Genomic DNA, 24,052 nt, shown 5'->3' with positions numbered 1-24,052 from the left:
GAATCGCTACCCCTTTCTTATGCACGGCTGCCTACAGTGCGTGGCGTCGTTTCCACGAGTCGGCGCCGATGGATCTGTTCTACCTGCTGTTCCTGTTCGTGCTGGGCGCGCTGGTGCTCGGTTTCCTGCTGGTCTGCGACCGGCTGGGCCCGCGCAGGTAGCGCGCATCGCCGCCGCGAACCCGATTCGCATCGCATCGAGGGTTTCCGCATGCATTTCGCTTATGCCATCGCCGCCGTCATCGCGGTGCTGCTGGTCGTCTACCTCTGCGTGGCCCTGCTCAGGCCGGAGTGGTTCGAATGACCGCCAACGATTTCATCCAGATTGGCCTGTACCTGGCCGTGCTGTTGCTGCTGTTGCCGGCCATGGGCCGCTACATGGCGCTGGTGTTCGCCGATGCGCCGAACCGCGTGACGCGCATCGGCGTCGGCATCGAGCGCGCGCTGTACCGCTTGTGCGGCATCCGCAGCGACGAGGACATGGGCTGGAAGCGCTACGCGCTGGCGATGCTCGTGTTCAACGTGCTGGGCCTGCTGGCCGTGTACCTGCTGCAGCGGGTGCAGTTGTGGCTGCCGCTGAACCCGCAGCACTTCGGCAACGTGGCGCCGGATTCGGCGATGGACACCGCGATCAGCTTCGCCACCAACACCAACTGGCAGGGCTACGGCGGCGAGACCACGATGAGCTATCTGACCCAGATGCTGGGTCTGGCGGTGCAGAACTTCCTCTCCGCGGCCACCGGCATCGCGGTGCTGGTGGCGGTGGTGCGCGGCTTCGCGCGGCGCAGTGCGCGTGGCCTCGGCAACTTCTGGGTCGACCTGACCCGCGCCACGCTGTACGTGCTGCTGCCGATCTCGCTGGTGATCGCGCTGCTGCTGGCCTCGCAGGGCGTGATCCAGAACTTCAGGCCCTACGTCGACGTGCCGGTGCTGCAGACCAGCACGTATGCCCAGCCGGTGACCGACGCGGCCGGCAATCCGGTCAAGGATGCCGCCGGCAATCCCGAAACCAAACCCGCGCAACTCACCACGCAGACCCTGCCGATGGGGCCGGCGGCCTCGCAGGTGGCGATCAAGATGCTGGGCACCAACGGCGGCGGCTTCTTCAACGCGAACTCGGCGCATCCCTACGAAAACCCCACGCCGTTCTCGAACTTCATCGAGATGCTGGCGATCTTCCTGATCCCCGGGGGGCTGTGCGTGATGTTCGGCCGGATGGTCGGCGACCGGCGGCAGGGCTGGGCGATCCTCGCCGCAATGCTGGTGATCTTCGTCCCGCTGACGGCGGGCCTGGTGGCCGCCGAGCAGGCCGGCAACCCGGCGCTGCACGGGCTGGCGGTGGATGCGCATGCCTCCGCGCTGCAGGCCGGCGGCAACATGGAAGGCAAGGAGACGCGCTTCGGCATCGCTTCCAGTGGCCTGTTCGCCGCGATCACCACGGCAGCCTCCTGCGGTGCGGTGAACGCGATGCACGATTCGCTCACGCCGCTGGGCGGGCTGATCCCGCTGTGGCTGATCCAGCTCGGTGAGGTGGTGTTCGGCGGCGTCGGCTCGGGCCTGTACGGCATGCTGGCGTTCGCCGTGGTGGCGGTGTTCATCGCGGGCCTGATGGTGGGCCGCACGCCGGAATACCTCGGCAAGAAGATCGAGGCCTACGAGATGAAGATGGCCAGCCTCGCGGTGCTGCTGCCGTGCGCGCTGGTGGTGATCGGCACGGCGGTGGCGGTGATGCTGCCGGCTGGTACGGCGGGCGTCGCCAACCCCGGCGCGCACGGTTTCAGCGAGATCCTCTACGCGGTCAGCTCGGCCGCGAACAACAACGGCAGCGCGTTCGCTGGCCTCTCTGCGAACACGCCGTTCTGGAACGTGCTGCTGGGCGTCTGCATGTTCCTGGCGCGCTACCCGCTGGCGATCGCGATGCTGGCGATGGCCGGGGCGCTGGCCGCCAAGCGGCACGTGCCGGAGTCCGCCGGCACCTTGCCCACGCATACGCCGCTGTTCGTCGCGCTGCTGGTCTGCGTGGTGATCGTGGTGGGCGCGCTCACCTTCCTGCCGGCGCTGGCGCTGGGCCCGGTCGCCGAATACCTGATGTCCGCCACGGGGCACTGATCCAATGACTACGACGACCCAGACGGCGCGCGGCTTCGACCGTGCGCTGATCCTCACGGCGATGGCCGACTCGTTCCGCAAGCTGTCGCCGCGGCTGCAGTTCAGGAACCCGGTGATGTTCGTGGTGTTCGTGTGCAGCGTGCTGACCACCCTGCTGTGGCTGCAGGCGCTGGCCGGCCACGGCGAGGCGCCCACCGCCTTCATCTTCTGGGTCGGCGCGTGGCTGTGGTTCACCCTGCTGTTCGCCAACTTCGCCGAGGCGCTGGCGGAAGGGCGCGGCAAGGCGCAGGCCGCCGCGCTGCGCAGTTCGCGCAAGGACGTTATGGCGAAGAAGCTCGCCGCGCCCGAGCGCGAGGCGGCGATCACCTTCGTGCCGTCCAGTGACCTGCGCAGCGGCCATCACGTGCTGGTGGAGGCGGGCGAGCCCATCCCCGGCGACGGCGAGGTGGTGGCCGGCGCGGCCAGCGTGGACGAGAGTGCGATCACCGGCGAGTCCGCGCCGGTGATCCGCGAATCCGGCGGCGACCGCAGCGCGGTCACCGGCGGCACCCGCGTGCTGTCGGACTGGCTGGTGCTGCGCATCACCAGCAATCCTGGCGAGAGCTTCCTCGACCGCATGATCGCGATGGTGGAAGGCGCCGCGCGGCGCAAGACGCCGAACGAGATCGCGCTGACCATCCTGCTGGCCAAGTTCACCCTGATCTTCCTGCTCGCCTGCGCCACCCTGTTGCCGTATTCGATCTACAGCGTGCATGCGGCGGGCGCTGGGCATCCGATCACGCTGACCGTGCTGGTGGCGCTGCTGGTCTGCCTGATCCCCACCACCATCGGTGCGCTGCTGTCGGCCATCGGCATCGCCGGCATGGATCGGATGATCCGCGCCAACGTGATCGCCACTTCCGGCCGCGCTGTGGAAGCCGCCGGCGACGTCGACGTGCTGCTGCTGGACAAGACCGGCACGATCACGCTCGGCAATCGCCAGGCGGTGGCCTTCCATACCGCGCCGGGCGTGGACGAACGCGCACTGGCCGCGGCGGCGCAGCTTTCCTCGCTGGCCGACGAGACGCCGGAAGGGCGCAGCGTGGTGGTGCTGGCGAAGGAGAAGTTCGGCCTGCGCGAACAGCAGCTCGGCGCCATGCACGCGCAGTTCGTGCCGTTCACCGCGCAGACGCGCATGAGCGGCGTGGACGTGGATGGCCGCGCTATCCGCAAGGGCGCGCTCGACGCGGTGGAGAAATACCTCGACGCGGCTGGCAGCCACCTGCCGCCGCGCGTGAAGCAGATGGCCGAGGAGGTCGCGCGCCGCGGCGCCACCCCGCTGATCGTCGCCGAGGGCAGCGCCGCGCTGGGCGTGATCGAGCTGAAGGACATCGTCAAGGGCGGCATCAAGGAGCGTTTCGCCGAGATGCGCCGGATGGGCATCAAGACGGTGATGATCACCGGCGACAACCCGCTCACCGCCGCGGCCATCGCGGCGGAGGCCGGCGTGGACGATTTCCTCGCCGAGGCCACGCCCGAGGCCAAGCTCAAGCTGATCCGCGACATGCAGGCCGAGAACCGGCTGGTGGCGATGTGCGGCGATGGCACCAACGACGCGCCCGCGCTGGCGCAGGCCGACGTGGCGGTGGCGATGAACACCGGCACCCAGGCGGCCAAGGAGGCCGGCAACATGGTCGACCTCGACTCCAACCCCACCAAGCTGATCGAGGTGGTGGCGATCGGCAAGCAAATGCTGATCACGCGCGGCTCGCTCACCACCTTCTCGATCGCCAACGACATCGCCAAGTACTTCGCGATCATCCCGGCCGCGTTCGCCACCACCTATCCGGCACTGAACGCGCTCAACGTGATGCGCCTGGCCACGCCGCGCAGCGCGATCCTGTCGGCGGTGATCTTCAACGCGCTGATCATCGTGTTCCTGATCCCGCTGGCACTGAAGGGCGTGAAGTACCGCGCGCTGGGCGCCGGCGCGCTGCTGCGGCGCAACCTGCTGGTCTACGGCCTGGGTGGCGTCATCGTGCCGTTCGTCGGCATCAAGCTGATCGACATGCTGCTGGTGCTTTGTGGCCTCGCCTGATGTTCTTGCCCGTCATTCCGGCGCAGGCCGGAATCCAGTGGGGACGGTGCTCATTGCCCGCGAAAGCCGGCCCTCTGGGCTACTGGATGACTCGCTGCGCTTACCTCTCTGGGGTCGCCCTCTTGGCGTCCTGCGTGCTTCGCGCTTGCCCGGCCTGCGCCGGGATGGCGGGAAGGAAGGATCCCGCGTTGTTCCCATGCAACGGACTGCCGGCGACCGGCAGCCCGGTGGAGCTTTCCCGATGAACAGGTTTTACCGGGTCGCCACGGCGACCTTACTTTGCCTCGGCGGCACCCAGGCTGCCCGCGCCGCCGATGCATCCGTCGCCACCGTCACCGGCAACCTGGCGATGGTTTCCGACTACATGTTCCGCGGCCTGACTCAGACCTGGGGGCATCCGGCCGTGCAGGGCGGCACCGACCTGGCGCTCTCCAATGGCCTGGCCGCGGGCTTCTGGGGCTCGGCGATCAGCGCGAACAGCGATCCGGGCGGTTCGATGGAGCTGGATCTCTACGCCAGCTACGGCGCCGCGATCAACGGCGACTGGTCCTGGCGGGCCGGCCTCTACGGCTACGCCTATCCCGGCGCCAACCTGGACAAGGCGGGTCTGCCTTCGCGCTCGCTGGACACGGGCGAGGCCAACGCGGCGCTGGGCTGGAAGCAGTTCACGCTGAAGTACAACTACGCGCTGACCGACTACTTCGGCTCCGACCTGGAGCAGGGCTACCGTGGCGGCTCAAGCGGCACGAGCTACACGCAGCTGGACGCCGCCTTCCCGTTCGCCGGGACATGGAGCCTGGCGCTGCACGCCGGCTACACGCACTACGCGACCGCGCTGGCCGCGCCGAACGCCTACGGCGCGCGCAACCCCGCTTACGCCGACTTCGGCGCCACGCTGAAGAACCAGTTCGCCGCGCACTGGTCGGCCAGCGTGGGCGTGACGCATGCCACCAACCGCCGCTTCTACGGCCATACCGGCAGCTTCGCGAACGCCAACGACGTGCGCGACGTCGGCGGCACGCGCGGTTTCGCGATGCTGCAAGGCACGTTCTGACCGGAGATCCCACATGATCCGACTCATCCGACAATCCGCGACGATGCTGCTGCTGATGACCCTCGTCGTTGGCGTCGCCTATCCGCTGACGGTCACCGGGCTGGCCCAGTGGCTGTTCCCGGGCCAGGCCAACGGCAGCCTGGTGTCGAAGGACGGCCAGCCGGTCGGCTCCAGCCTGATCGGCCAGGCGTTCACCGCGCCGAAATATTTCTGGGGCCGGCCGTCGGCCACCGCGCCGCAGCCGTACAACGGTGCCAGCTCGGGCGGCTCCAACCTCGGCCCGACCAACCCGGCGCTGACGGAGGCCGCGAAGCAGCGCATCGCCGCGCTGAGGGCGGCCGATCCCGGCAACGCCGCGCCGGTGCCGGTGGATCTGGTCACCGCCTCCGGCAGCGGACTCGACCCGGAGATCTCGCCGGCCGCCGCGCAGTACCAGTTGGCGAGGGTGGCGCGCGCCCGTGGCCTGCCGCTGGCCGAAGTGCAGGCGCTGGTGGCGCGGTGCACGCGGGGCCGCCAATTCGGCGTGCTGGGCGAGCCACGGGTGAACGTGCTGGAACTCAACCTGGCGCTGGACGCGCTGCCCGCGCGCTGAAGTTGGAGCTAACGTAGCGCATGGCCGACACCCACCGCGAAGCCCGTGCCGACGCATTGCTCGACGTCGCCAACGGCGAACGCAAGCGTCTCAAGATCTTCCTCGGCGCCGCGCCCGGCGTGGGCAAGACCTGGGCCATGCTGTCCGCCGCGCGCGAGCTGAAGAAGCAGGGCGTGGACGTGGTGGTGGGCCTGGTGGAGACGCACGGTCGCGCCGAGACGGCGGCCATGCTGGAAGGGCTGGAAATCCTGCCGCGCCGGCACGTGGACTACCGCGGCCGCGGTTTCGAGGAGTTCGACCTCGACGCCGCGCTGGCGCGCAAGCCGCAACTGCTGCTGGTGGACGAGCTGGCGCACACCAACCTCCCCGGCGGCCGCCACGAACGCCGCTGGCAGGACATCGCCGAACTGCTCGACGCCGGCATCGAGGTCTACACCGCGCTCAACGTGCAGCATCTGGAAAGCCTCAACGATCAGGTGCGGCGCATCACCGGTGTGGCCGTGCGCGAGCGCGTGCCGGACGCCTTCCTCGACCGCGCGCGCGACATCGTGCTGGTCGACCTTCCGCCGCGCGAGCTGATCCAGCGCCTGAAGGACGGCAAGGTCTACGTGCCGGAAACCGCGGCGGCGGCGCTGGACGCGTTCTTCTCGCCCACCAACCTCGCCGCACTGCGCGAGCTGTCGGTGGACACCGTGGCCGGCCACGTGGAGAGCGACCTGCGCGGCGCGATGCTGGCGCGCGGCGGCGCGATGCCGGTGCGCCGCCGCGTGCTGGCGGCCATCGACGGCCTCGCGCAGAGCGACTACCTGGTGCGCGTGGCGCGGCGCATCGCCGAGCGGCGCGGCGTGCCGTGGGGCGTGGCCTTCGTGGACACCGGCGCGGGCATGGACGCGGCGCGGCGCGAGCGGCTGGATGCGGCGATGCGGCTGGCACGCCGGTTGGGCGGCGACGCCGTGGTGCTGCGCGGCCACGCCGTCGCCGATGAGCTGCTGGCGCACGCCGACCGCGAAGGGGTGGGGCAGATCCTGCTGGCGCGCACGCGCGAGCGCCTGTTCGCGCGCATATTCGGCCGCTCGCTCACGCAGCAGCTGCTGCGCCGCGGCGCGCATATGGAGCTCACCATCGTCGCCACGCCGGCCGGGCGCGCGGCCGCGCGCCACCGCCTGCCCGGCCTGCCGGGAGGCATGGGGCGCGGCGGCGAATACGCCTACGCCACCGCGGCCACGCTGGTGGCACTGGCGCTGGCCTTCCTCGGCCAGCGCTACCTCGCGGTGGCGAACCTGTCGCTGATCTTCCTCACCGCGGTGCTGGTGGTGGCGGTGCGAACGCGCATGGCAGTGGCCGTCTATACGGCCGTGCTGTGCTTCCTCGCCTACAACTTCTTCTTCGCGCCGCCGCTCTATTCGCTGACGATTTCCAGCCCCGACGACGTGCTGGCGGTATGCCTGTTCCTGGTCGCGGCGCTGGTGTGCAGCCGGCTCGCCACGCGGTTGACGCAGCAGGTGGAGTCGCTGCGCGCGACGCACGTGCATGCGCGCGCGCTGCTCATGCTGGGGCAGCGGTTGACCGCCAGCGCCGATGCCGCCGGTGCGCGCGCGGTGGGCGCGGCGGCGTTGGCGCAGGCTTTGTCCTGCGAGGCGGCGCTGCTGGCGCGCGATGCCGCCGGTGTCTTGCAGGCGATGGCGTCGGCGCCGCCTTCGATGCGGTTGCAGGCGCAGGACGTCGCCGCCGCCGACTGGTGCGAGCGCCACGCCGCGCCGGCCGGCCGCTACACCGACACCTTGAACGCAGCGCCCTGCTGGCTGCTGCCGCTGGGCGGCGAGGAACAGCCATTGGGCGTCGCCGCGCTGCGCTTCCCGCCCGGCGGCGAGCTCGACCCGGATCGCCGCAGCCTGGCATTGGCGATGGTGCAGGACATCGGCCAGGCGCTGGCGCGCGCGCGGCTGGCCGAGGAGCTGGAAGGCGCGCGCGTGCAGGGCGAAACAGAACGCCTGCGCAGCGCGCTGCTCTCCTCGGTGTCGCACGACCTGCGTTCGCCGCTGTCCTCGATGATCGGCGCCGCCGGCACCCTGGTCGACTACGAGGATCGCCTGCCGCCCGCCGAGCGCCGCGAACTGCTGGAGGCCATCCTCGGCGAGGGCCAGCGGCTGGATCGCTACATCCAGAACCTGCTCGACATGACCCGGCTCGGCCACGGCACGCTCAAGCTCAACCGCGACTGGGTGGACGTGGCCGAGATCGTCGGCGCCGCGGTGGCTCGCCTGCGCAAGCTGTTCTCCGCGCTGCGCGTGGAGATCGCGCTGCCGCCCGGCACGGTGCTGCTGCATGTCCATCCCGCGCTGATCGAGCAGGCGCTGTTCAACATCCTCGAAAACGCCGCGCGCTTCTCGCCGCCGGAGCAGCCGGTGACGGTGGACGCGCGCGCCGAGGGTGGTCGCCTGCTGCTGGACGTGGGTGATCGCGGCCCCGGCATTCCCGAGGACGAGCGCGCGCGCATCTTCGACATGTTCTACTCGGTGTCGCGTGGCGACCGCGCCACGCAGGGCACCGGGCTGGGCCTGGCGATCTGCCGCGGCATGATCGGCGCGCACGGCGGCAGCGTGGAGGCCTTGCCGCGCGAAGGCGGCGGCACCACCATCCGCATCGACCTGCCCTTGCCGGAAGCCCCTGACAGCACCGCATGAATGCCGCCTCGCCCCGCATCCTGGTGATCGACGACGAAGCGCAGATCCGCCGCTTCCTCGACATCGGCCTGCGCGCCGAGGGCTATCAGGTGCTGCTCGCCGCCAATGCCGCCGAAGGGCTGGCGCAGGCCGCCACCGGCAGCCCGGATCTGGTGATCCTCGACCTCGGCCTGCCCGATCGCGACGGCCACGAGGTGCTGGCCGAGCTGCGCCAGTGGAGCCGCGTGCCGGTGCTGATGCTGTCGGTGCGCGACGCCGAGACCGAGAAGGTGCGCGCGCTGGACGCCGGCGCCAACGACTACGTCACCAAGCCCTTCGGCATCCAGGAACTGATGGCGCGCCTGCGCGCGCTGCTGCGCCAGCGTCCCGCCGGCGAGCCGGAAGTGCCGCCGCGCTGGGACGACGGCCGCCTCAGCGTGGATTTCCTGCGCCGCGAGGTGCGCCTCGACGGCGCCGAGCTGGCGTTGACCCGCAAGGAATACGCCGTGCTGGCGATGCTGCTGCGTCATGCCGGCCGCGTGGTCACCCAGCCGCAACTGCTGCGCGAGATATGGGGCCCCAGCCACGTCGCCGACAGCCAGTACCTGCGCATCGTCGTCGGCAAGCTGCGCCAGAAGCTGGGCGACGACCCGGCCCAGCCGCGCTGGCTGAAGACCGAGCCGGGCGTGGGCTACCGCTTCCTCGGCTGATGCCCCGGATCGCCCGCCGCCGACACGGTCGTGCGGCGCGGGAGGGGCGCTTCCGCCCGGCGGCGGGGTAAGATGGCGGCTCCATCAACCCCGGCCGCAATCCAACCTCACGTGCGGCCGGCCAACCCAGGAACGAATCCATGGCACGCGGCATCAACAAGGTCATCATCGTCGGCAACCTCGGCGCCGATCCGGAAACCCGCTACACCGGCAGCGGCACCGCCATCACCAGCCTGCGCATCGCCACCTCGGAACAGTGGACGGACAAGCAGAGCGGCGAGCGCCAGGAGCGCACTGAATGGCACCGCGTGAAGCTGTTCGGCAAGCTGGCCGAGATCGCCGGCGAATACCTGAAGAAGGGCCGGCAGGTCTACATCGAAGGCTCGCTGCGCACCGACAAGTACACCGACAAGGACGGCGTCGAGCGCTACTCCACCGACATCATCGCCAACGAGATGCAGATGCTGGGCGGCCAGGGCGGCGAAGGCGGCGGTGGCGGCTTCCAGCGCGAACGCCCGCAAGGCGGCCAGCGCCCGCAGGGCGGCGGCAACTACGGCAACAGCAACTACGGCAACCCGTCCCGCGGCGGCGGCGCCCCGGCGCCGTCGGCACCCGCAGGCAACGGTGGCTTCGAGGACGACGATATTCCGTTCTAGGCTCCGCCGCGGTGATTTGCCGAGGCTTCCAAAGGCCCGCCGCCATGGCGGGCCTTTAGCTTTGCGCGATGGCCTGCTGAGCGGGTACATCGGTGAGCTTGGCGCCACGTGGCTATGACGCTTTGGATCGGTTGAAGCTGCCGACCTGCGCGATTGCCGCCGCGGATTTTGCGTTGCGACATGCGCCGTGCCCGGGTCGGTGTTAGCGTCGACATGGATCGATCTAAATTCATGCGAAGGGGCGGGCGATGAGGAACCGATGGACTCGGCATACGCCGGAGGCATCCAGGCCGTGTCGCCGGCGCGTGCCTGCGGGTACACGCATGAGGGGTGCGAACTGGCTGGTTCCAGTGCTGGCTGTACTGGCGCTGTCGATCCCATTGCCGGGCAGGGCATCGACGCTGGCGATGCAATCGCTGGACGGCGGCTGGCAGTTCCGTCTCGCGCCAGGCGATCGCCACGCTGCGGAGCACCCGCACGCTGCGCAGTGGCTGCCAGCCACCGTGCCCGGCACGGTGCAGACCGACCTGCTGGCCGTGAAGCTGGTGCCCGATCCGTACTGGCGCGACGACGAAGCGAAGATCCAGTGGGTGGGCCTGTCCGACTGGCAGTACCGCACGCAGTTCAACGTGGATGCCGCCACGCTGGCGCGCAGGCACGTCGAGCTGGTGTTCGATGGGTTGGACACCTTCGCCGACGTCTCGCTCAACGGCCACAAGCTGCTGGCCGCCGACAACATGTTCCGCCGCTGGCGCGTGCCGGCGAAGGCGTGGCTGCACGCGGGCGCGAACACGCTGGAAGTCACCCTGCATTCGCCGATCGCGCGGTTGCAGCCCTGGTTGCTGAAGCAGCCGTATGCCTTGCCGGGCGAATTCGACTCGGCCTTCGGCGACGAGCCCGAGGGCAAGCAGACGGCCAACTACGTGCGCAAGGCCGCCTACCAGTACGGCTGGGACTGGGGCCCGCGCATCGTCACCGAAGGCATCTGGAAGGATGTGAAGCTGGAGAGCTGGGATGCGCTGCGCCTCGCCGATTTCCACATCGCACAGCCGAAGGTCGGTGCGGATGTCGCGCAGCTGCAGGCGCAGCTGCACCTCGCCGCCGATGCGGCAGGCAAGGCGAAGGTGACGCTGCGCTGGCGCGCGCCGGATGGCGGCACGCAATCGCTGGTTCGCGACGTGGCGCTGAAGGCCGGTGACAACGAAGTGTCCCTGCCATTCGAGATCGCCCATCCGCAGCGTTGGTGGCCGGTGGGCTACGGCGCGCCGAACCTGTACGACTTCCATGTCGATGTCGCGCTGCATGGCGATGTCGTGGCCAGTGCGGATCGAGAAACCGGCCTGCGCAGCGTCGAGCTTCGCAGGCAGAAGGATCGGTGGGGCAAGAGTTTCGCCTTCGTGGTGAATGGCGTGCCGATCTTCGCCAAGGGCGCGAACGTGATCCCGATGGACAGCTTCCCGAACCGCGTCACCACGGCGCGCATCGATGCGATGCTGCAGTCCGCGCGCGACGCCAACATGAACATGCTGCGCGTCTGGGGCGGCGGCTATTACCTGGAGGACGCGTTCTACGCCGAAGCCGACAGGCTGGGCCTGATGGTGTGGCAGGACTTCATGTTCGGCGGCGCGATCCCGCCCTACGACCAGGCTTTCCGCGACAACGCGCGCATCGAGGCGATCGAGCAGGTGGATCGCCTGCGCGACCACCCGTCCATCGTCGTGTGGGTCGGCAACAACGAGGTGGAAACCGCGTGGGAGTCCTGGGACACCAGCCTGGAGTTCAAGAAGGCGCAGGGCAAGGTCGAAAGCGCGCGCGTCGAGCAGGGCATGCGCGAGCTGTTCGACCACACGCTGCGCGACGTGGTCGCGTCGCAGTCGCCCGAAGTGCCGTACTGGCCGAGCACGCCCAGCAGCGACTACGACGGCAAGGCCAACGTGCTCGACAACGGCGACTACCACTACTGGAACGTGTGGTCGGGCGAAGCGCTGCCGGCCAGCGCTTACCTCGACGTCACGCCGCGCTTCCAGTCCGAATACGGCCTGCAGTCCTTCCCGTCGATGGCGACGTTACGCAGCGTGCTCGATCCGGGTGACCTCTCCATCGATTCGCCGGTGCTGCGCGCGCACCAGAAGTTCGACAAGGGCAGGGGCAACCAGCGCCTGCTGATGTACGTGGAGCGCGAGTACGGCAAGCCGAAGGACTTCGCCGCGCTGGTCTACCTCAGCCAGGTGATGCAGGCCGAAGGCATCGAGCTCGCCGCCGAGCACCTGCGCGCCTCGCGCCCGCAGAGCATGGGTTCGATGTACTGGCAGCTCGACGACGTGTGGCCCGGCGCCACCTGGTCCAGCATCGACTACTACGGCCGCTGGAAGGCGCTGCAGTACCACGCGAAGCGCTTCTATGCGCCCTTGCGCGTTGTGGCGATCCGCAAGAACGGCAAGACGCAGGTATCGCTGGTATCCGACCGCACCGCGCCGCTCGACGCCGAGCTGCGCGTGCGCGCGCTGGACATGGACGGCAAGCAGCTATGGGAGCGAACGCAGCCCGTGCGCGTGGCGGCGCTGGCCAGCACGCCTGCAGGCGACTACACGGACGCACAACTGCTGCATGGTGCCGATCCGCATTGCACGGTGGCGGTGTTCGAGTGGCTCGACCACGGCAAGCCGGTGTCGCGCCACCTGCTGTACTTCGACGACGCGAAGAACCTGGCGTTGCCCGATCCTGGCCTGCACGCGGAGCTTTCCGCCGACGGTCGCAGTCTCACGGTGAGTGCCACGCATCTTGCGCGTGAGGTGTGGGTGGACTTCGGTGGCCTCGATGCGCGGCTGTCCGACGACGCCTTCGACCTGCTGCCCGGCGAGTCGATGACGCTGCATGTCGGCAGCACGGCCGACGCGGCGGCGCTGAGGCGTGCGCTGACGGTGCGCAGCCTGTACGGCGCCACGGCAGGCACGCCGTGAGGAAGCGTGTCGCCGGCGTTGCCGCACTCGCCTTGCTGCTAGCGGCGACGGGCGCATCGGCGCAATCGCAAAACGCCGAAGTGCGCGCGAAAGCGCTGGTGGCGAAGATGACGCTGGCGGAAAAGGTCTCGCAGCTGCGGAACGACGCGCCGGCGATCCCGCGCCTCGGCGTACCGGCGTACGAGTGGTGGAACGAGGGCCTGCACGGCCATGCGCGCGACGGCTACGCCACCGTGTTCCCGCAGGCCATTGGCCTCGCCGCGAGCTGGGACGTGCCGCTGCTGCAGGCCGTGGGAACCACCGTGTCGGTCGAGGCGCGCGCCAGCTTCAACAGGATCGGTGCCGGCCATGCGCACGAGCGCTACCAGGGCCTGAGCATCTGGTCGCCCAACATCAACATCGACCGCGATCCGCGCTGGGGTCGCGGCCAGGAGACCTATGGCGAGGATCCCTTCCTCACCGGCAGCCTCGCGGTGGCCTTCGTGCGCGGCATCCAGGGCGACGACCCGCGGCATCCGCGCGCCATCGCCACGCCCAAGCACTTCGTGGCGCACAGCGGGCCGGAGACCGGGCGCGACAGCTTCGACGCCGTGGTGTCGCCGCACGACCTGGAAGACACCTACCTGCCGGCGTTCCGCGCGACCGTCATCGCGGGCGGCGCGGGTTCGGTGATGTGTTCCTACAACGCGCTGGACGGCGTGCCGATGTGCGCCAACGCGGCGCTGCTGGACACGCGCCTGCGCAGGGACTGGGGCTTCCAGGGTTACGTGGTGTCCGACTGCGACGCGGTGGGCGACATCGCCGCGTTCCACCACTACAAGCCCGACGATGCGCAGGCATCCGTCGCCGCGCTGCGCGCAGGCACCGATCTCGACTGCGGCCACACCTACGACAGCCTGGCCAAGGCCGTGCAGCAGGGCGAGGTGGCCGAATCCGTGCTGGATGCGTCGCTCGTTCGCCTGTTCACCGCACGCTATCGCCTGGGCGAACTCGGTGGCGACAACATATATGCCGGTCTCGGCGTGAGCGACATCGACAGCGAGGCACATCGCAAGCTGGCGCTGCAGGCCGCGCAGGAGTCGCTGGTGCTGCTGAAGAACGCGCACGGCTCGCTGCCGCTGCACGGTGGCCTGCGCTTTGCGGTGATCGGCCCCGACGCCGACACGCTGGAAACGCTGGAAGCGAACTATCACGGCACCGCGCGCGTGCCGGTCACCCCGCTGGAAGGCTTGCGTGCGCGCTTCGGCAGCGACCGCGTGAGCTACGCGCAAGGTGCGCCGGTCGCGACCGGCGTGCCGATCCCGGTGCCGGAGAGTGCGCTGCGCACGATGGGCGGCGCCGCGGGACTCACGGGCGAGTATTACGCGAACGGCGACTTCCACGGCGCACCGCGCGTCACGCGCACCGATCGCGTGATCGACTTCGACTGGGATCGCGCGGCGCCCGCTGCTGGCCTCGATGCGGGGCATTACGCGGTGCGCTGGAGCGGCGAGTTGTTGCCGCCGGGGCCAGGCGACTACGTGCTGGCCGTGCACGTGGATCGCTGCTTCGATTGCGATGCGCACGACGCGATGCGCCTGTTCGTGGACGGCAAGCCGCTGCTCGTGGACGACGGCGACGGCACGCACATGCAGGCGAAACTGCATTTCGCCGACGGCAAGCCGCATGCGCTACGCATGGAGCTGCTGCATCGCAGCCGCGACGGTGGCGTGCGCCTGCAATGGCTGGCGCCGCCCGCGGTGCAGCTCGCCGAGGCCGAACGCGCGATGCGTGCGGCGGACGCGGTGGTCGCCTTCGTCGGCCTGTCGCCCGACGTCGAGGGCGAAGCCCTGCGGATCGACGTGCCCGGCTTCGCGGGCGGCGACCGCACCTCGCTGGACTTGCCGGCACCGCAGCGCGCCTTGCTGGAGCACGCCGCGGCCTCCGGCAAGCCGCTGATCGTGGTGCTGATGTCCGGCGGCGCGGTGGCGCTGGATTGGGCGAAACAGCACGCCGACGCCATCCTCGCCGCGTGGTATCCGGGGCAGGCAGGCGGCACCGCGATTGCCCAGGCCTTGGCGGGCGACACCGATCCCGCTGGCCGCTTGCCGGTGACGTTCTATCGTTCGGTGCAGGATCTGCCGCCGTTCACCAGCTACGCGATGCAGGGACGCACCTACCGCTATTTCCGCGGCACGCCGCTGTATCCGTTCGGCTACGGGCTGAGCTACACGCGGTTTGCCTACGCCGCACCCGCGTTGTCGGCGAGTGCGCTGAAGGCGGGCGACGCGCTGCAGGTGAGTGCAGAGCTGCGCAATGCCGGCCCGCGTGCCGGTGACGAGGTGGTGCAGGCGTATCTGGATGTGCCGCCGTCGCCGCAGGCGCCGCGGCACGCGCTGGTGGGTTTCCGGCGCGTGCACCTTGCGCCGGGCGAAAGCCGGCGCGTGGATTTCACGTTGTCGCCGCGACTATTGAGCAGCGTGGATGCGGCAGGCAAACGTGCCGTCGAGCCGGGCCGCTATCGCATCTTCATCGGCGGCGGCCAGCCCGGCGATGCCGCGGGTGTGGCGGCCACGTTCACCATCAACGGCAAAGAGGAATTGGCGCGATGACCATGGATGCGCTTTCCCGGCGTGACCTGCTCAAGCTGATCGGTGGCGGTGCCGCGGCGCTGGCCTTGCCAGGCTTCGCCATCGCGGGCACGGCGAAGGCGCGGCCCAGCCGTCGCCCGCCGCCCGGCAAGCGCAAGTTCTCCAGCGCCGCGGTGGAAGCCGAGATCGCGCGCGTGCAGGCGAAGATCGGCGACCCCGAGCTGGCGTGGCTGTTCGGCAACTGCTACCCGAATACGCTGGACACCACCGTGCACCTCGGCACGCTGCGCGGCAAGCCGGATACCTTCATCGTCACCGGCGACATCGACGCGATGTGGCTGCGCGATTCCTCGGCGCAGGTGTGGCCCTACCTGCCGCTGGCGGCGAAGGACGAGTCGCTGCGCCGGCTGTACCGTGGCCTGATCCATCGCCACGCGGCATGCATCGCGATCGATCCCTATGCGAATGCCTTCCTGCCCGATCCCCACGGCAAGACCACGCTGAGCTGGGCGCAGCACGACCTCACCGACATGAAGCCCGGCGTGGCCGAGCGCAAGTGGGAGATCGATTCGCTGTGCTGGACGATACGCATCGCCCACGGCTACTGGAAAGCCAGCGGCGACCGCGTGCCGTTCGACGACGACTGGCGCGCCGCGATGCACTTGGTGCTGGCCACGTTCCGCGCGCAGCAGCGCAAGAGCGGGCCGGGGCCGTACCACTTCCAGCGTGCATCGGCGGTGCCCACCGACACCGTGCCGCTGGACGGCTACGGCAATCCCGCGCTGCCGGTGGGGCTGATCTGCTCGATGTTCCGGCCTTCGGACGACGCCTGCATCTATCCGCTGTTCGTGCCGGCCAATGCGTTTGCCGTGGTGTCGCTGCGCCAGCTGGCGGAGATGTCGCGCGCACTGCACGGCGATGCCGCGTTCGCCGCCGACTGCGAGGCGCTGGCCGCCGAAGTGCAGGCCGCGCTGGAAAAGCACGCCGTGATGAGCGAAGCCGACGAGGACTTCTGGGCCTACGAGGTGGACGGCTACGGCAACCAGCTGTTCATGGACGACGCCAACGTGCCCAGCCTGCTGGCCTTGCCGTACCTCGGCTTCTGCGCGCGCGACGACGCACGCTACCGGCGTACCCGCGCGCGCGCCTGGGGCGGACGTAACCCGTACTTCTTCCGCGGCAAGGCAGCGGAAGGCATCGGCGGCCCGCATGAGGGCTTGCGCATGATCTGGCCGATGTCGCTGATGGTGCGCGCGCTCACCAGCGACGACGCCGGCGAGATCCGCCAGTGCCTGCACTGGCTCAAGACCACCCATGCCGGCACCGGCTTCATGCACGAGGCCTTCGACCAGGACGACCCGGCGAAATTCACCCGGCCCTGGTTCGCCTGGGCCAACAGCCTGTTCGGCGAGCTGATCGCCGGGCTGGCCGACCACCACCCCGAGCTGCTGCGGTAACCGCCGCACTCCCCCATTCCCCGAAGGAGCCCACGACCATGGTGACCCGCAGACGATTCCTGCAAGGCGCAGCGGCCTTGACCCTGCTTGGCGGCATCGCCCCGCGCGGCACGCTGGCCGCGCCGCGTGGCCAGGGCAGCGCGGCGGCGCTGACCGACCTGGCGAAGAACGGCGTGTCGCGCTGGGTGGATGTGTTCGTCGGTACCGGCGGCCACGGCCACACCTATCCCGGCGCGTCGATGCCGTGGGGCATGGTGCAGCTCTCGCCCGACACCAACGACTTCGGCTGGGACGCCTGCTCGGGCTACCACCAGGCCGACGGCTCGATCATGGGCTTCTCGCACACCCACTTGAGCGGCACCGGCGCCAGCGACATGCTCGACGTGCTGGTGATGCCTGCGCAGGGCGAGGTGCTGCTCGATCCGGGCGCACGCGGCCTGCCGGCGGAGAACTACTACTCCAAGTTCGACGGCGCGGCGCACGGGCCGCACCTCACGGCGGACTCGGTGGCGCATCCCGGCAAGGGCTACCGCTCGCGCTACGACAAGGCCTCCGAGCAGGGCGTGCCCGGCTACTACCGCGTGCGCCTCACCGACCACGACATCCTTGCCGAGCTGACCGCCACGCTGCGCACGGGCCTGCATCGCTACACCTTCGCCAGGGGCGGCAAGGCGCACCTGCTGGTCGACTTCGCGCACGGCTACCACGACGACCCCAAGGTGCCGTGCAAGGTGTCGGACGCCACGCTGAAACTGGTGGGTAAGGACACCCTGGTCGGCGGCCGCCGCGTGCACCAGTGGGCGAACGGACGGCACATCTACTTCGCGATGAAGCTGTCGCGGCCATTTGCGGACGCCACGCTGTACAGCGAGAACCAGCCGCTGCCCAGCGGCACGGGCGAGGCCAAGGGCACGCACCTCAAGGCCGCGCTGCACCTGGACGACGCGGACAAGGCGCCGCTGCTGGTGAAGGTGGGAATCTCCGGCGTGGATATCGACGGCGCGCTGCGCAACCTGGAGTCGGAATTGCCTGGCTGGGATTTCGAGCACGTGCGGCAGGCCGCGGCGGAGAACTGGGAAGCCGAGCTGTCGCGCATCCGCATCGACACACCGTCGGAGACGGCGAAGCGCACGTTCTACAGCTCGCTCTACCACACCATGCTCGCGCCCACGCTGTTCGGCGACGTGGACGGCCGCTACCGCGGCATGGATCTGGCCGTGCACCAGCTGCCGCAGGGCCAGCACAACTACAGCACCTACTCGCTGTGGGACACCTACCGCGCGCTGCACCCGCTCTACACGCTGTACCAGCCGGACAAGGTGCCCGACCTGGTCAACGGCCTGGTGCGCATGGCCGCGGAAAGTCCGGACGGCCCGCCGGTATGGCCGCTGCAAGGCGTGGAGACCGGCTGCATGATCGGCTACCACTCCGCCGTGGTGATCGCCGAGGCGCAGGCCAAGGGCTTCGCCGGCATCGACTACGCCAAGGCGTGGCCGATCTACCGCAAGCGTGCCTTCGACGACGACTACCGCGGCCTGCCGCTGTACCGCAAGCTCGGCTACATCCCCGCCGACCAGGAATGGGAGTCGGTGAGCAAGACGCTGGAATATTCTTACGACGACTGGGCGCTGTCGCACCTGGCCGGACGGCTGGGCGCAAAGGACGACGCGGAGAAGCTGCGCGAACGCTCGCGCAACTACCGCAACGTGTTCGACACCAAGCTCACCTTCGTGCGCCCGCGCGACAGCAAGGGGCAGTGGATAGCGCCATTCGACCCGCGCGAGATGGGGCATTTCGACAAATGGCGCGACTTCACCGAGTCGAACCCGTGGCAGGCCACCTTCCTCAACCAACACGACCTGTACGGCTACATGGGCCTGTTCGGCGGCACGGCGGCGTTCGAGCGCAAGCTGGACGAACTGTTCACCACCAGCTCCGCGCTGCCCGCCGATGCGCCGCCGGACATCGCCGGCATGATCGGCCAGTACGCGCACGGCAACGAGCCCAGCCACCACGTGGCCTATCTCTACGCCTACACCGGCAACCACTGGAAGACGCAGTCGCGCGTGCGCATGCTGCTGGAAACCATGTACCCGCCGCTGCCCGACGGCATCGCCGGCAACGACGACTGCGGGCAGATGGCGGCGTGGTACGTGCTGGGTTCGCTGGGCCTGTACGCGGTCGATCCGGTGAGCGCGAACTACGTGTTCGGCAGCCCGCTGTTCGACCGCGCCGAGATGACGCTGGGCGAGGGCAAGAAGCTCGTCGTCGAGACGCGCGGCAACGGCCCGGGCAAGGCCTACATCCAGTCGGTGACGTGGAACGGCAAGCCGTGGACGAAGAGCTGGATCAGCCACGCGGAACTCGCCGCCGGCGGCACGCTGGCGTTCGCGATGGGCGCCACGCCGAACAAGCAGTTCGGCGCCGCGCCAGAGGATCGTCCGCCCTCGTTCGGCCACCTTGCCGGCAAAGGTGAGGGTTGAGCGATGCGGCGAGCTATCACCGTTCGCCCTGAGCGTAGCGAAGCGCAGTCGAAGGGCCGTCGCGCCGGGCGGCTTCGACTCCGCGCCTGCGGCGCTACGCTCAGCCCGAACGGAATCAGGCGGCGACTTGGCCTGTTGCTCGCGTGTGCCTGCGCAAGCTTCGCCGCGTACGCTGCGCCGTCGTCCGCCGTGGCGATGCCTGCGGAAACTGCGCCCACCGAGGCGCAGCGCATGCAGTGGTTCGCGGACGCGAAGTTCGGCATCTTCATCCACTACGGCATCTACGCGGTGGACGGCATCGACGAGTCGTGGTCGTTCTACGACGGCTACGTCAGCTACGACCACTACATGCAGCAGCTCAAGGGCTTCACCGCGGCGGACTACCACCCGCAGGCCTGGGCCGACCTGATCCGCGCAAGCGGCGCGCGCTACGCGGTGCTCACCGCCAAGCACCACGATGGCGTGGCGCTATGGGATACGGCGCAGGGCCTCAACGTGGTGAAGGACACGCCGGCGAAGCGCGACCTGGTCGGGCCGTTCGTGCAGGCGTTGCGCAGGGACGGCCTCAAGGTGGGCCTGTACTTCTCGCTGATCGACTGGTCGTACAAGGACTATCCGGGCTTCACCAAGACCGAGTCGCGCTACGACGCCAAGGCCGATCCCGCGCGCTGGAATCGTTTCGTGACGTACTACCAGGGCCAGCTGAAGGATCTGTCGCGGCGCTACGATCCGGATCTCTACTGGTTCGACGGCGACTGGGAGCACAGCGCCGAGGAATGGCAGGCGAAGCAGGATCGCGAAATGCTGCTGGCGCGCAACCCCATGGCCATCATCAACTCGCGCCTCGCGGGCTACGGCGACTACGCCACGCCGGAGCAGGGCGTGCCGATCACGCGGCCGCCCCAGAAGTACTGGGAATTGTGCATGACCATGAACGACTCCTGGGGCTGGCAGCCGAACGACCACCACTTCAAGAGTGCCAACCAGCTGATCCGCATCCTCGCCGACACCATCAGCATGGGCGGCAACCTGCTGCTAGACATCGGCCCACGCGCCGACGGCACGATCCCCGAGCAGGAAATCGATACGCTGAAGCAGATCGGCCGCTGGACGCACAAGAACGCCGAGGCGATCTACGCCACGCAGGCCGGCATTCCCAAGGATTACTACGCCGGTTCCAGCACGCTGTCGAAGGATGGCGGCACGCTGTACCTGTTCGTGGATGGACGTCCAAACGGCCCGGTGCTGGTGAAGGGCCTGATGAACCGCGTGCTGCACGCGCGCGTGGTCGGCGATGGCACCACGCTGGATACGCAGGTGGTGGGCAAGCCGTACTGGAGCCAGGTTCCCGGCCTGCTCTACGTCACCGTGCCGCCTGCCGCGCTGGATCCCGAGGTCACCGTGCTGGCGCTCACGCTCGACGGGCCGGTGAAGCTGTTCCACGACGAAGTGAAGCCGATCGAGAGCAACTGAAGCCGCGAAGCGGGGCTGGCGGATCGCCGGTCATATTGCATTGCGGCGTGCATCGCTCCAGAGCGAGTGATAGCTTTATATATAGATCGATCTAAATTCCCTGTGCAAATTTGGGAACGCACTGAAAGTGCAGGGAAGGGGGCGATTGATCCGAAAGATTCGCGGGCAAAGGAACGCAGCAATCCCGGCACGAATTCGCACGATCCAATCAGACCGGGACAGCGAGAAGCAAGTAGGGCCGCACGGGTCAGGGGTGTCCCGCCGGCTCATGCAGTTACGACAAACCACATCTTGAGGGAGGGGTTCCCATGCGTCATGCCATCGCGTTGCGTCGCAATGCACTTGTGAGCGCGCTTTCCATCGCGCTGCTGTCGCCGCTCGCCGTGCAGGCGCAGACGGCCCCGTCGGGCGATGCCCAGTCCGCGCAGTCCAGCCAGGCGCAGCCGGCCGACCAGAAAAAGGCGGTGAAGCTGCAGGCGGTCACGGTCACCGGCTCGATGATTCCGCGCGTGGAGGTCGAGGGGCCGACTCCCGTGGTCAGCATCAGCGGCGCGGACATCAAGGCCGAGGGCTACACCACCCTCTACGAATTCATGAACTCGCTGCCGCAGGCCGGCGTGTCGCAGACCGCGCCCAGCTGGGGCTCCACCTCGGTGAATGCGCGCCAGCTCAACCTGCGCAACATGGGTTCCGGCTTCACCCTGCTGATGGTCAACGGGCATCGTGTCGTCGATTACCCGCAATCCAACAACGGCCAGAGCAACTTCCAGAACTACAACAACATCCCCACCGGGATGATCGACCATGTCGAGATCCTCGTCTCCGGCGCATCGTCGATCTACGGCTCGGATGCGGTGGCGGGCGTGGTCAATGTGATCCTGAAGAAGGATTACCAGGGCGACGACCTGCAGTTGACCGGCGGCGGCGCCACCCGTGGCGGCCGCTCCTACGGCGACGCCAACTTTGTCGGCGGCCACTCCGGCGACAACTGGCACGTCGTCTACAACCTGGAGCACTCCAACCGCTCGCCGTTGTGGGGCCACGACCGCAGCTACACGGATTCCGAGGCGGATGCCGGCTACGGCGCCTGGAGCCCGAGCGCTCGCATGTTCGGCTACCAGACCTACGACGGCCTGTCGCTGTACGACGCCAACGGCAACTACATCACGCCGCCGACCGGCGCCTGCGGCCAGTTCGGCAACAACTTCGCGCTGCGCCACAAGCAGACCATCGGCACGAGCGGCGATGCGGTCACCGGGCCGGTGACCGACAACGGCTACTACTGCACCCAGCCGAACCTGTTCAGCAACTGGGTGCTGACGCCGGGCATCCGCAGCAACGACGGCTACGTTGCCGGCGAGTACGACTTCGGCAACGGCCTGCAGGCCTACGCTTCGGCAGGCCTGTGGGACACGGTGGGCACTTCCAACACGCAGTTGCCCTTCCTGTATCCGATGGGCGGGCTGCCCGGCAGCTTCTACGACCAGACGTCGGGGCAGGTGATCACCAACTATTTCCGCCAGCTCACCGCGCAGGAAATGGGTACCAGCGCCAACACGCACGACCGCGAACAGAACTGGAACATCATGGCGGGCCTGCGCGGCACGATGTTCGGCGACCGGTTCAATTGGGATCTGAACCTCAATTCCCAGAAATACATCGTCCACGAGGACTACACCGGCCTCAACGAACAGGGCATGTTCGACTTCTTCTTCGGGCCGCAGCTGGGCAGCACGACGGTCGACGGCAACACCTATCCGATCTATGCGGTGAACCAGCAGCGCTTCTGGAACCCGATCACGCCGCAGCAGTACAGCACCTTCGCGGTGAAGGGGCAGAACAGCGCGGTGTCGTGGCTCGACCAGGCCAGCTTCAACGTCAACGGCGACCTGTTCGACCTTCCCTGGAACGGCCAGTCGGTGGGCTGGGCGGGCGTGCTGGAAGCGGCCCACAACGGCTACCTGCTGTCGCCGGACGCGCGCGGCAACACCACCTCCTTCGGCGATCCGTTCCAGGACTACAACACCGGCGGCGGCACGCGCATGCGCTTCTCGCTGGGCACGGAGTTCCGCATCCCGCTGCTGTCGACGCTGACCTGGACTCTGTCCGGCCGCGCCGACAAGTACCGCGACGCCAGCATCGCCGATGTCGCGCGCACCTGGGGCACCGGCATCGAATGGCGCCCCTACGACGGCCTGCTGATCCGCGGCAGCTACAGCACCAACTTCAAGGCGCCCGACATGCAGGCGGTCTACCAGACCGAGTCGACCGTGCCGGTGGGTATCTACGCCGACCCGTATCAGTGCATCCAGACCGGCGATACCACCTGCCAGGCGGTTCAGCACACGACCTACTTCACGCAGTACTCGGGCGGCAACCGCAACCTGGTGCCGCAGAAGGGCCATTCCTGGACTTACGGCTTCGTCTGGCAGGTGCCGGGCGTCGATGGCCTGTCGGTGTCGGCCGATTACTGGCACACCGGCGTGGACAACGCGATCGAATACATCAGCAAGGACACCTTGCTGACCGACGAGGCGGGTTGCCGCACCGGCAAGACGATCACCGGCGCACCTTACACGGCACATGAGCCGGGCTCGGCCTATTGCCAGCTGGCGATCTCGGACGTGACGCGCGACGCGAACGGCAACATCACCGCCGTCCACGTCGGGCCGATCAACGAGGCGTCGCTGTACGTCAGCGGCGTGGATGCCTCGCTCGAATACAAGCTGCGCACGCTGGACAGCGGCGATTTCAACACCAGCATCGTCTACACCGACAACCTCTCGTACAAGGAGCGCGTGCTGGCTTCCGATCCCTTGCTCAACACCCGCTACCAGCACGTGGCCAGCAAGGTGACCTGGATCGGGCGGTGGTCGAAGGCGGACTGGGACGTGACGCTCTCCGGTCAGCGTGCCGGCAGCATCCGTGCAAACAACTACGGCGGCTGCGAAGTGCTGTCGAACGGCATCATCCCCTCGCTGGGCGATCCGGAATGCGTCGTCTACAACGGCAAGATCCCGCCGTGGATCACCTGGGATACCTCGGTCGGCTATCGCATCAACGATAAAACCAAGCTGACCTTCACCGTCTCCAACATCTTCGACAAGGTCGGGCCGATCCCGTATTACGCCGGCGGCTTCGAGTTCATCCCGACGCTGCAGGGCGATACCTACAACGGCCGCGAAGTCTTCCTGACGTTCGACTACAAGCTCGACTGACGCAAGAGCTCGACTGATCCCTCTCAGGTCG

Annotated in this window: 14 protein-coding genes; all 14 read left to right on the top strand. The window is 68.6% G+C overall.

The window, feature by feature from the left end:
* Positions 1-210: 210 nt before the first annotated feature.
* A complete protein-coding gene (gene kdpF / locus ACZ5Z2_RS14225; protein WP_464759257.1) occupies positions 211-303 on the top strand; it encodes a K(+)-transporting ATPase subunit F in 93 nt (30 codons plus the stop codon).
* Positions 300-2,108: a potassium-transporting ATPase subunit KdpA gene (kdpA, locus tag ACZ5Z2_RS14220; RefSeq protein ID WP_464759256.1), complete on the top strand. Its 1,809-nt coding sequence runs from the start codon at positions 300-302 to the stop codon at positions 2,106-2,108. The genes kdpF and kdpA overlap by 4 nt, the downstream gene beginning before the upstream one ends.
* A 4-nt stretch (positions 2,109-2,112) precedes the next feature.
* The gene (gene kdpB / locus ACZ5Z2_RS14215; protein WP_464759255.1) at positions 2,113-4,185 is read left to right on the top strand and encodes a potassium-transporting ATPase subunit KdpB; all 2,073 of its coding nucleotides are present in this window, start codon (positions 2,113-2,115) and stop codon (positions 4,183-4,185) included.
* Positions 4,186-4,426: 241 nt separating this feature from the next.
* Entirely contained in the window at positions 4,427-5,239 is an 813-nt protein-coding gene (locus ACZ5Z2_RS14210) for a TorF family putative porin (RefSeq protein WP_464759254.1), read from the top strand.
* Positions 5,240-5,252: 13 nt separating this feature from the next.
* Positions 5,253-5,831, top strand: a complete 579-nt coding sequence (gene kdpC, locus ACZ5Z2_RS14205) for a potassium-transporting ATPase subunit KdpC (RefSeq protein WP_464759253.1) — start codon at positions 5,253-5,255, stop codon at positions 5,829-5,831.
* 20 nt (positions 5,832-5,851) lie between these two features.
* Positions 5,852-8,515, top strand: a complete 2,664-nt coding sequence (locus ACZ5Z2_RS14200; protein WP_464759251.1) for an ATP-binding protein — start codon at positions 5,852-5,854, stop codon at positions 8,513-8,515.
* On the top strand, positions 8,512-9,204 hold the full coding sequence (locus ACZ5Z2_RS14195; protein ID WP_464759250.1) for a response regulator: 693 nt from the start codon (positions 8,512-8,514) through the stop codon (positions 9,202-9,204). The genes ACZ5Z2_RS14200 and ACZ5Z2_RS14195 overlap by 4 nt, the downstream gene beginning before the upstream one ends.
* Before the next feature lie 140 nt (positions 9,205-9,344).
* On the top strand, positions 9,345-9,860 hold the full coding sequence (gene ssb, locus ACZ5Z2_RS14190; RefSeq protein ID WP_464759248.1) for a single-stranded DNA-binding protein: 516 nt from the start codon (positions 9,345-9,347) through the stop codon (positions 9,858-9,860).
* Between the two features lie 323 nt (positions 9,861-10,183).
* Positions 10,184-12,820, top strand: coding sequence for a beta-mannosidase (locus ACZ5Z2_RS14185; protein WP_464759247.1), 2,637 nt, complete (start codon positions 10,184-10,186; stop codon positions 12,818-12,820).
* Entirely contained in the window at positions 12,817-15,411 is a 2,595-nt protein-coding gene (locus tag ACZ5Z2_RS14180; RefSeq protein ID WP_464759246.1) for a glycoside hydrolase family 3 protein, read from the top strand. The genes ACZ5Z2_RS14185 and ACZ5Z2_RS14180 overlap by 4 nt, the downstream gene beginning before the upstream one ends.
* The gene (locus tag ACZ5Z2_RS14175; RefSeq protein ID WP_464759245.1) at positions 15,408-16,847 is read left to right on the top strand and encodes a glycoside hydrolase family 125 protein; all 1,440 of its coding nucleotides are present in this window, start codon (positions 15,408-15,410) and stop codon (positions 16,845-16,847) included. The genes ACZ5Z2_RS14180 and ACZ5Z2_RS14175 overlap by 4 nt, the downstream gene beginning before the upstream one ends.
* A gap of 38 nt (positions 16,848-16,885) precedes the next feature.
* On the top strand, positions 16,886-19,330 hold the full coding sequence (locus ACZ5Z2_RS14170; RefSeq protein WP_464759244.1) for a GH92 family glycosyl hydrolase: 2,445 nt from the start codon (positions 16,886-16,888) through the stop codon (positions 19,328-19,330).
* Between the two features lie 195 nt (positions 19,331-19,525).
* Entirely contained in the window at positions 19,526-20,803 is a 1,278-nt protein-coding gene (locus ACZ5Z2_RS14165; RefSeq protein WP_464759243.1) for an alpha-L-fucosidase, read from the top strand.
* Between the two features lie 308 nt (positions 20,804-21,111).
* The gene (locus tag ACZ5Z2_RS14160) at positions 21,112-24,021 is read left to right on the top strand and encodes a TonB-dependent receptor plug domain-containing protein (protein ID WP_464759242.1); all 2,910 of its coding nucleotides are present in this window, start codon (positions 21,112-21,114) and stop codon (positions 24,019-24,021) included.
* Positions 24,022-24,052: the final 31 nt, after the last annotated feature.

It is taken from the genome of Rhodanobacter sp. G1 (assembly GCF_055397855.1).
This window is presented reverse-complemented; position numbering and strand designations above follow the sequence as displayed.

Excerpts from the sequence above, each read along its gene's own strand:
- ACZ5Z2_RS14200 (WP_464759251.1), top strand. The coding sequence starts at position 5,852 with ATGGCCGACACCCACCGCGAAGCCCGTGCCGACGCATTGCTCGACGTC.
- ACZ5Z2_RS14185 (WP_464759247.1), top strand. The coding sequence starts at position 10,184 with ATGAGGGGTGCGAACTGGCTGGTTCCAGTGCTGGCTGTACTGGCGCTG.
- ACZ5Z2_RS14195 (WP_464759250.1), top strand. The coding sequence starts at position 8,512 with ATGAATGCCGCCTCGCCCCGCATCCTGGTGATCGACGACGAAGCGCAG.
- ACZ5Z2_RS14160 (WP_464759242.1), top strand. The coding sequence starts at position 21,112 with ATGCGTCATGCCATCGCGTTGCGTCGCAATGCACTTGTGAGCGCGCTT.
- ssb (WP_464759248.1), top strand. The coding sequence starts at position 9,345 with ATGGCACGCGGCATCAACAAGGTCATCATCGTCGGCAACCTCGGCGCC.
- kdpB (WP_464759255.1), top strand. The coding sequence starts at position 2,113 with ATGACTACGACGACCCAGACGGCGCGCGGCTTCGACCGTGCGCTGATC.
- ACZ5Z2_RS14210 (WP_464759254.1), top strand. The coding sequence starts at position 4,427 with ATGAACAGGTTTTACCGGGTCGCCACGGCGACCTTACTTTGCCTCGGC.
- ACZ5Z2_RS14175 (WP_464759245.1), top strand. The coding sequence starts at position 15,408 with ATGACCATGGATGCGCTTTCCCGGCGTGACCTGCTCAAGCTGATCGGT.
- ACZ5Z2_RS14165 (WP_464759243.1), top strand. The coding sequence starts at position 19,526 with ATGCCTGCGGAAACTGCGCCCACCGAGGCGCAGCGCATGCAGTGGTTC.
- kdpC (WP_464759253.1), top strand. The coding sequence starts at position 5,253 with ATGATCCGACTCATCCGACAATCCGCGACGATGCTGCTGCTGATGACC.
- kdpA (WP_464759256.1), top strand. The coding sequence starts at position 300 with ATGACCGCCAACGATTTCATCCAGATTGGCCTGTACCTGGCCGTGCTG.
- ACZ5Z2_RS14170 (WP_464759244.1), top strand. The coding sequence starts at position 16,886 with ATGGTGACCCGCAGACGATTCCTGCAAGGCGCAGCGGCCTTGACCCTG.
- kdpF (WP_464759257.1), top strand. The coding sequence starts at position 211 with ATGCATTTCGCTTATGCCATCGCCGCCGTCATCGCGGTGCTGCTGGTC.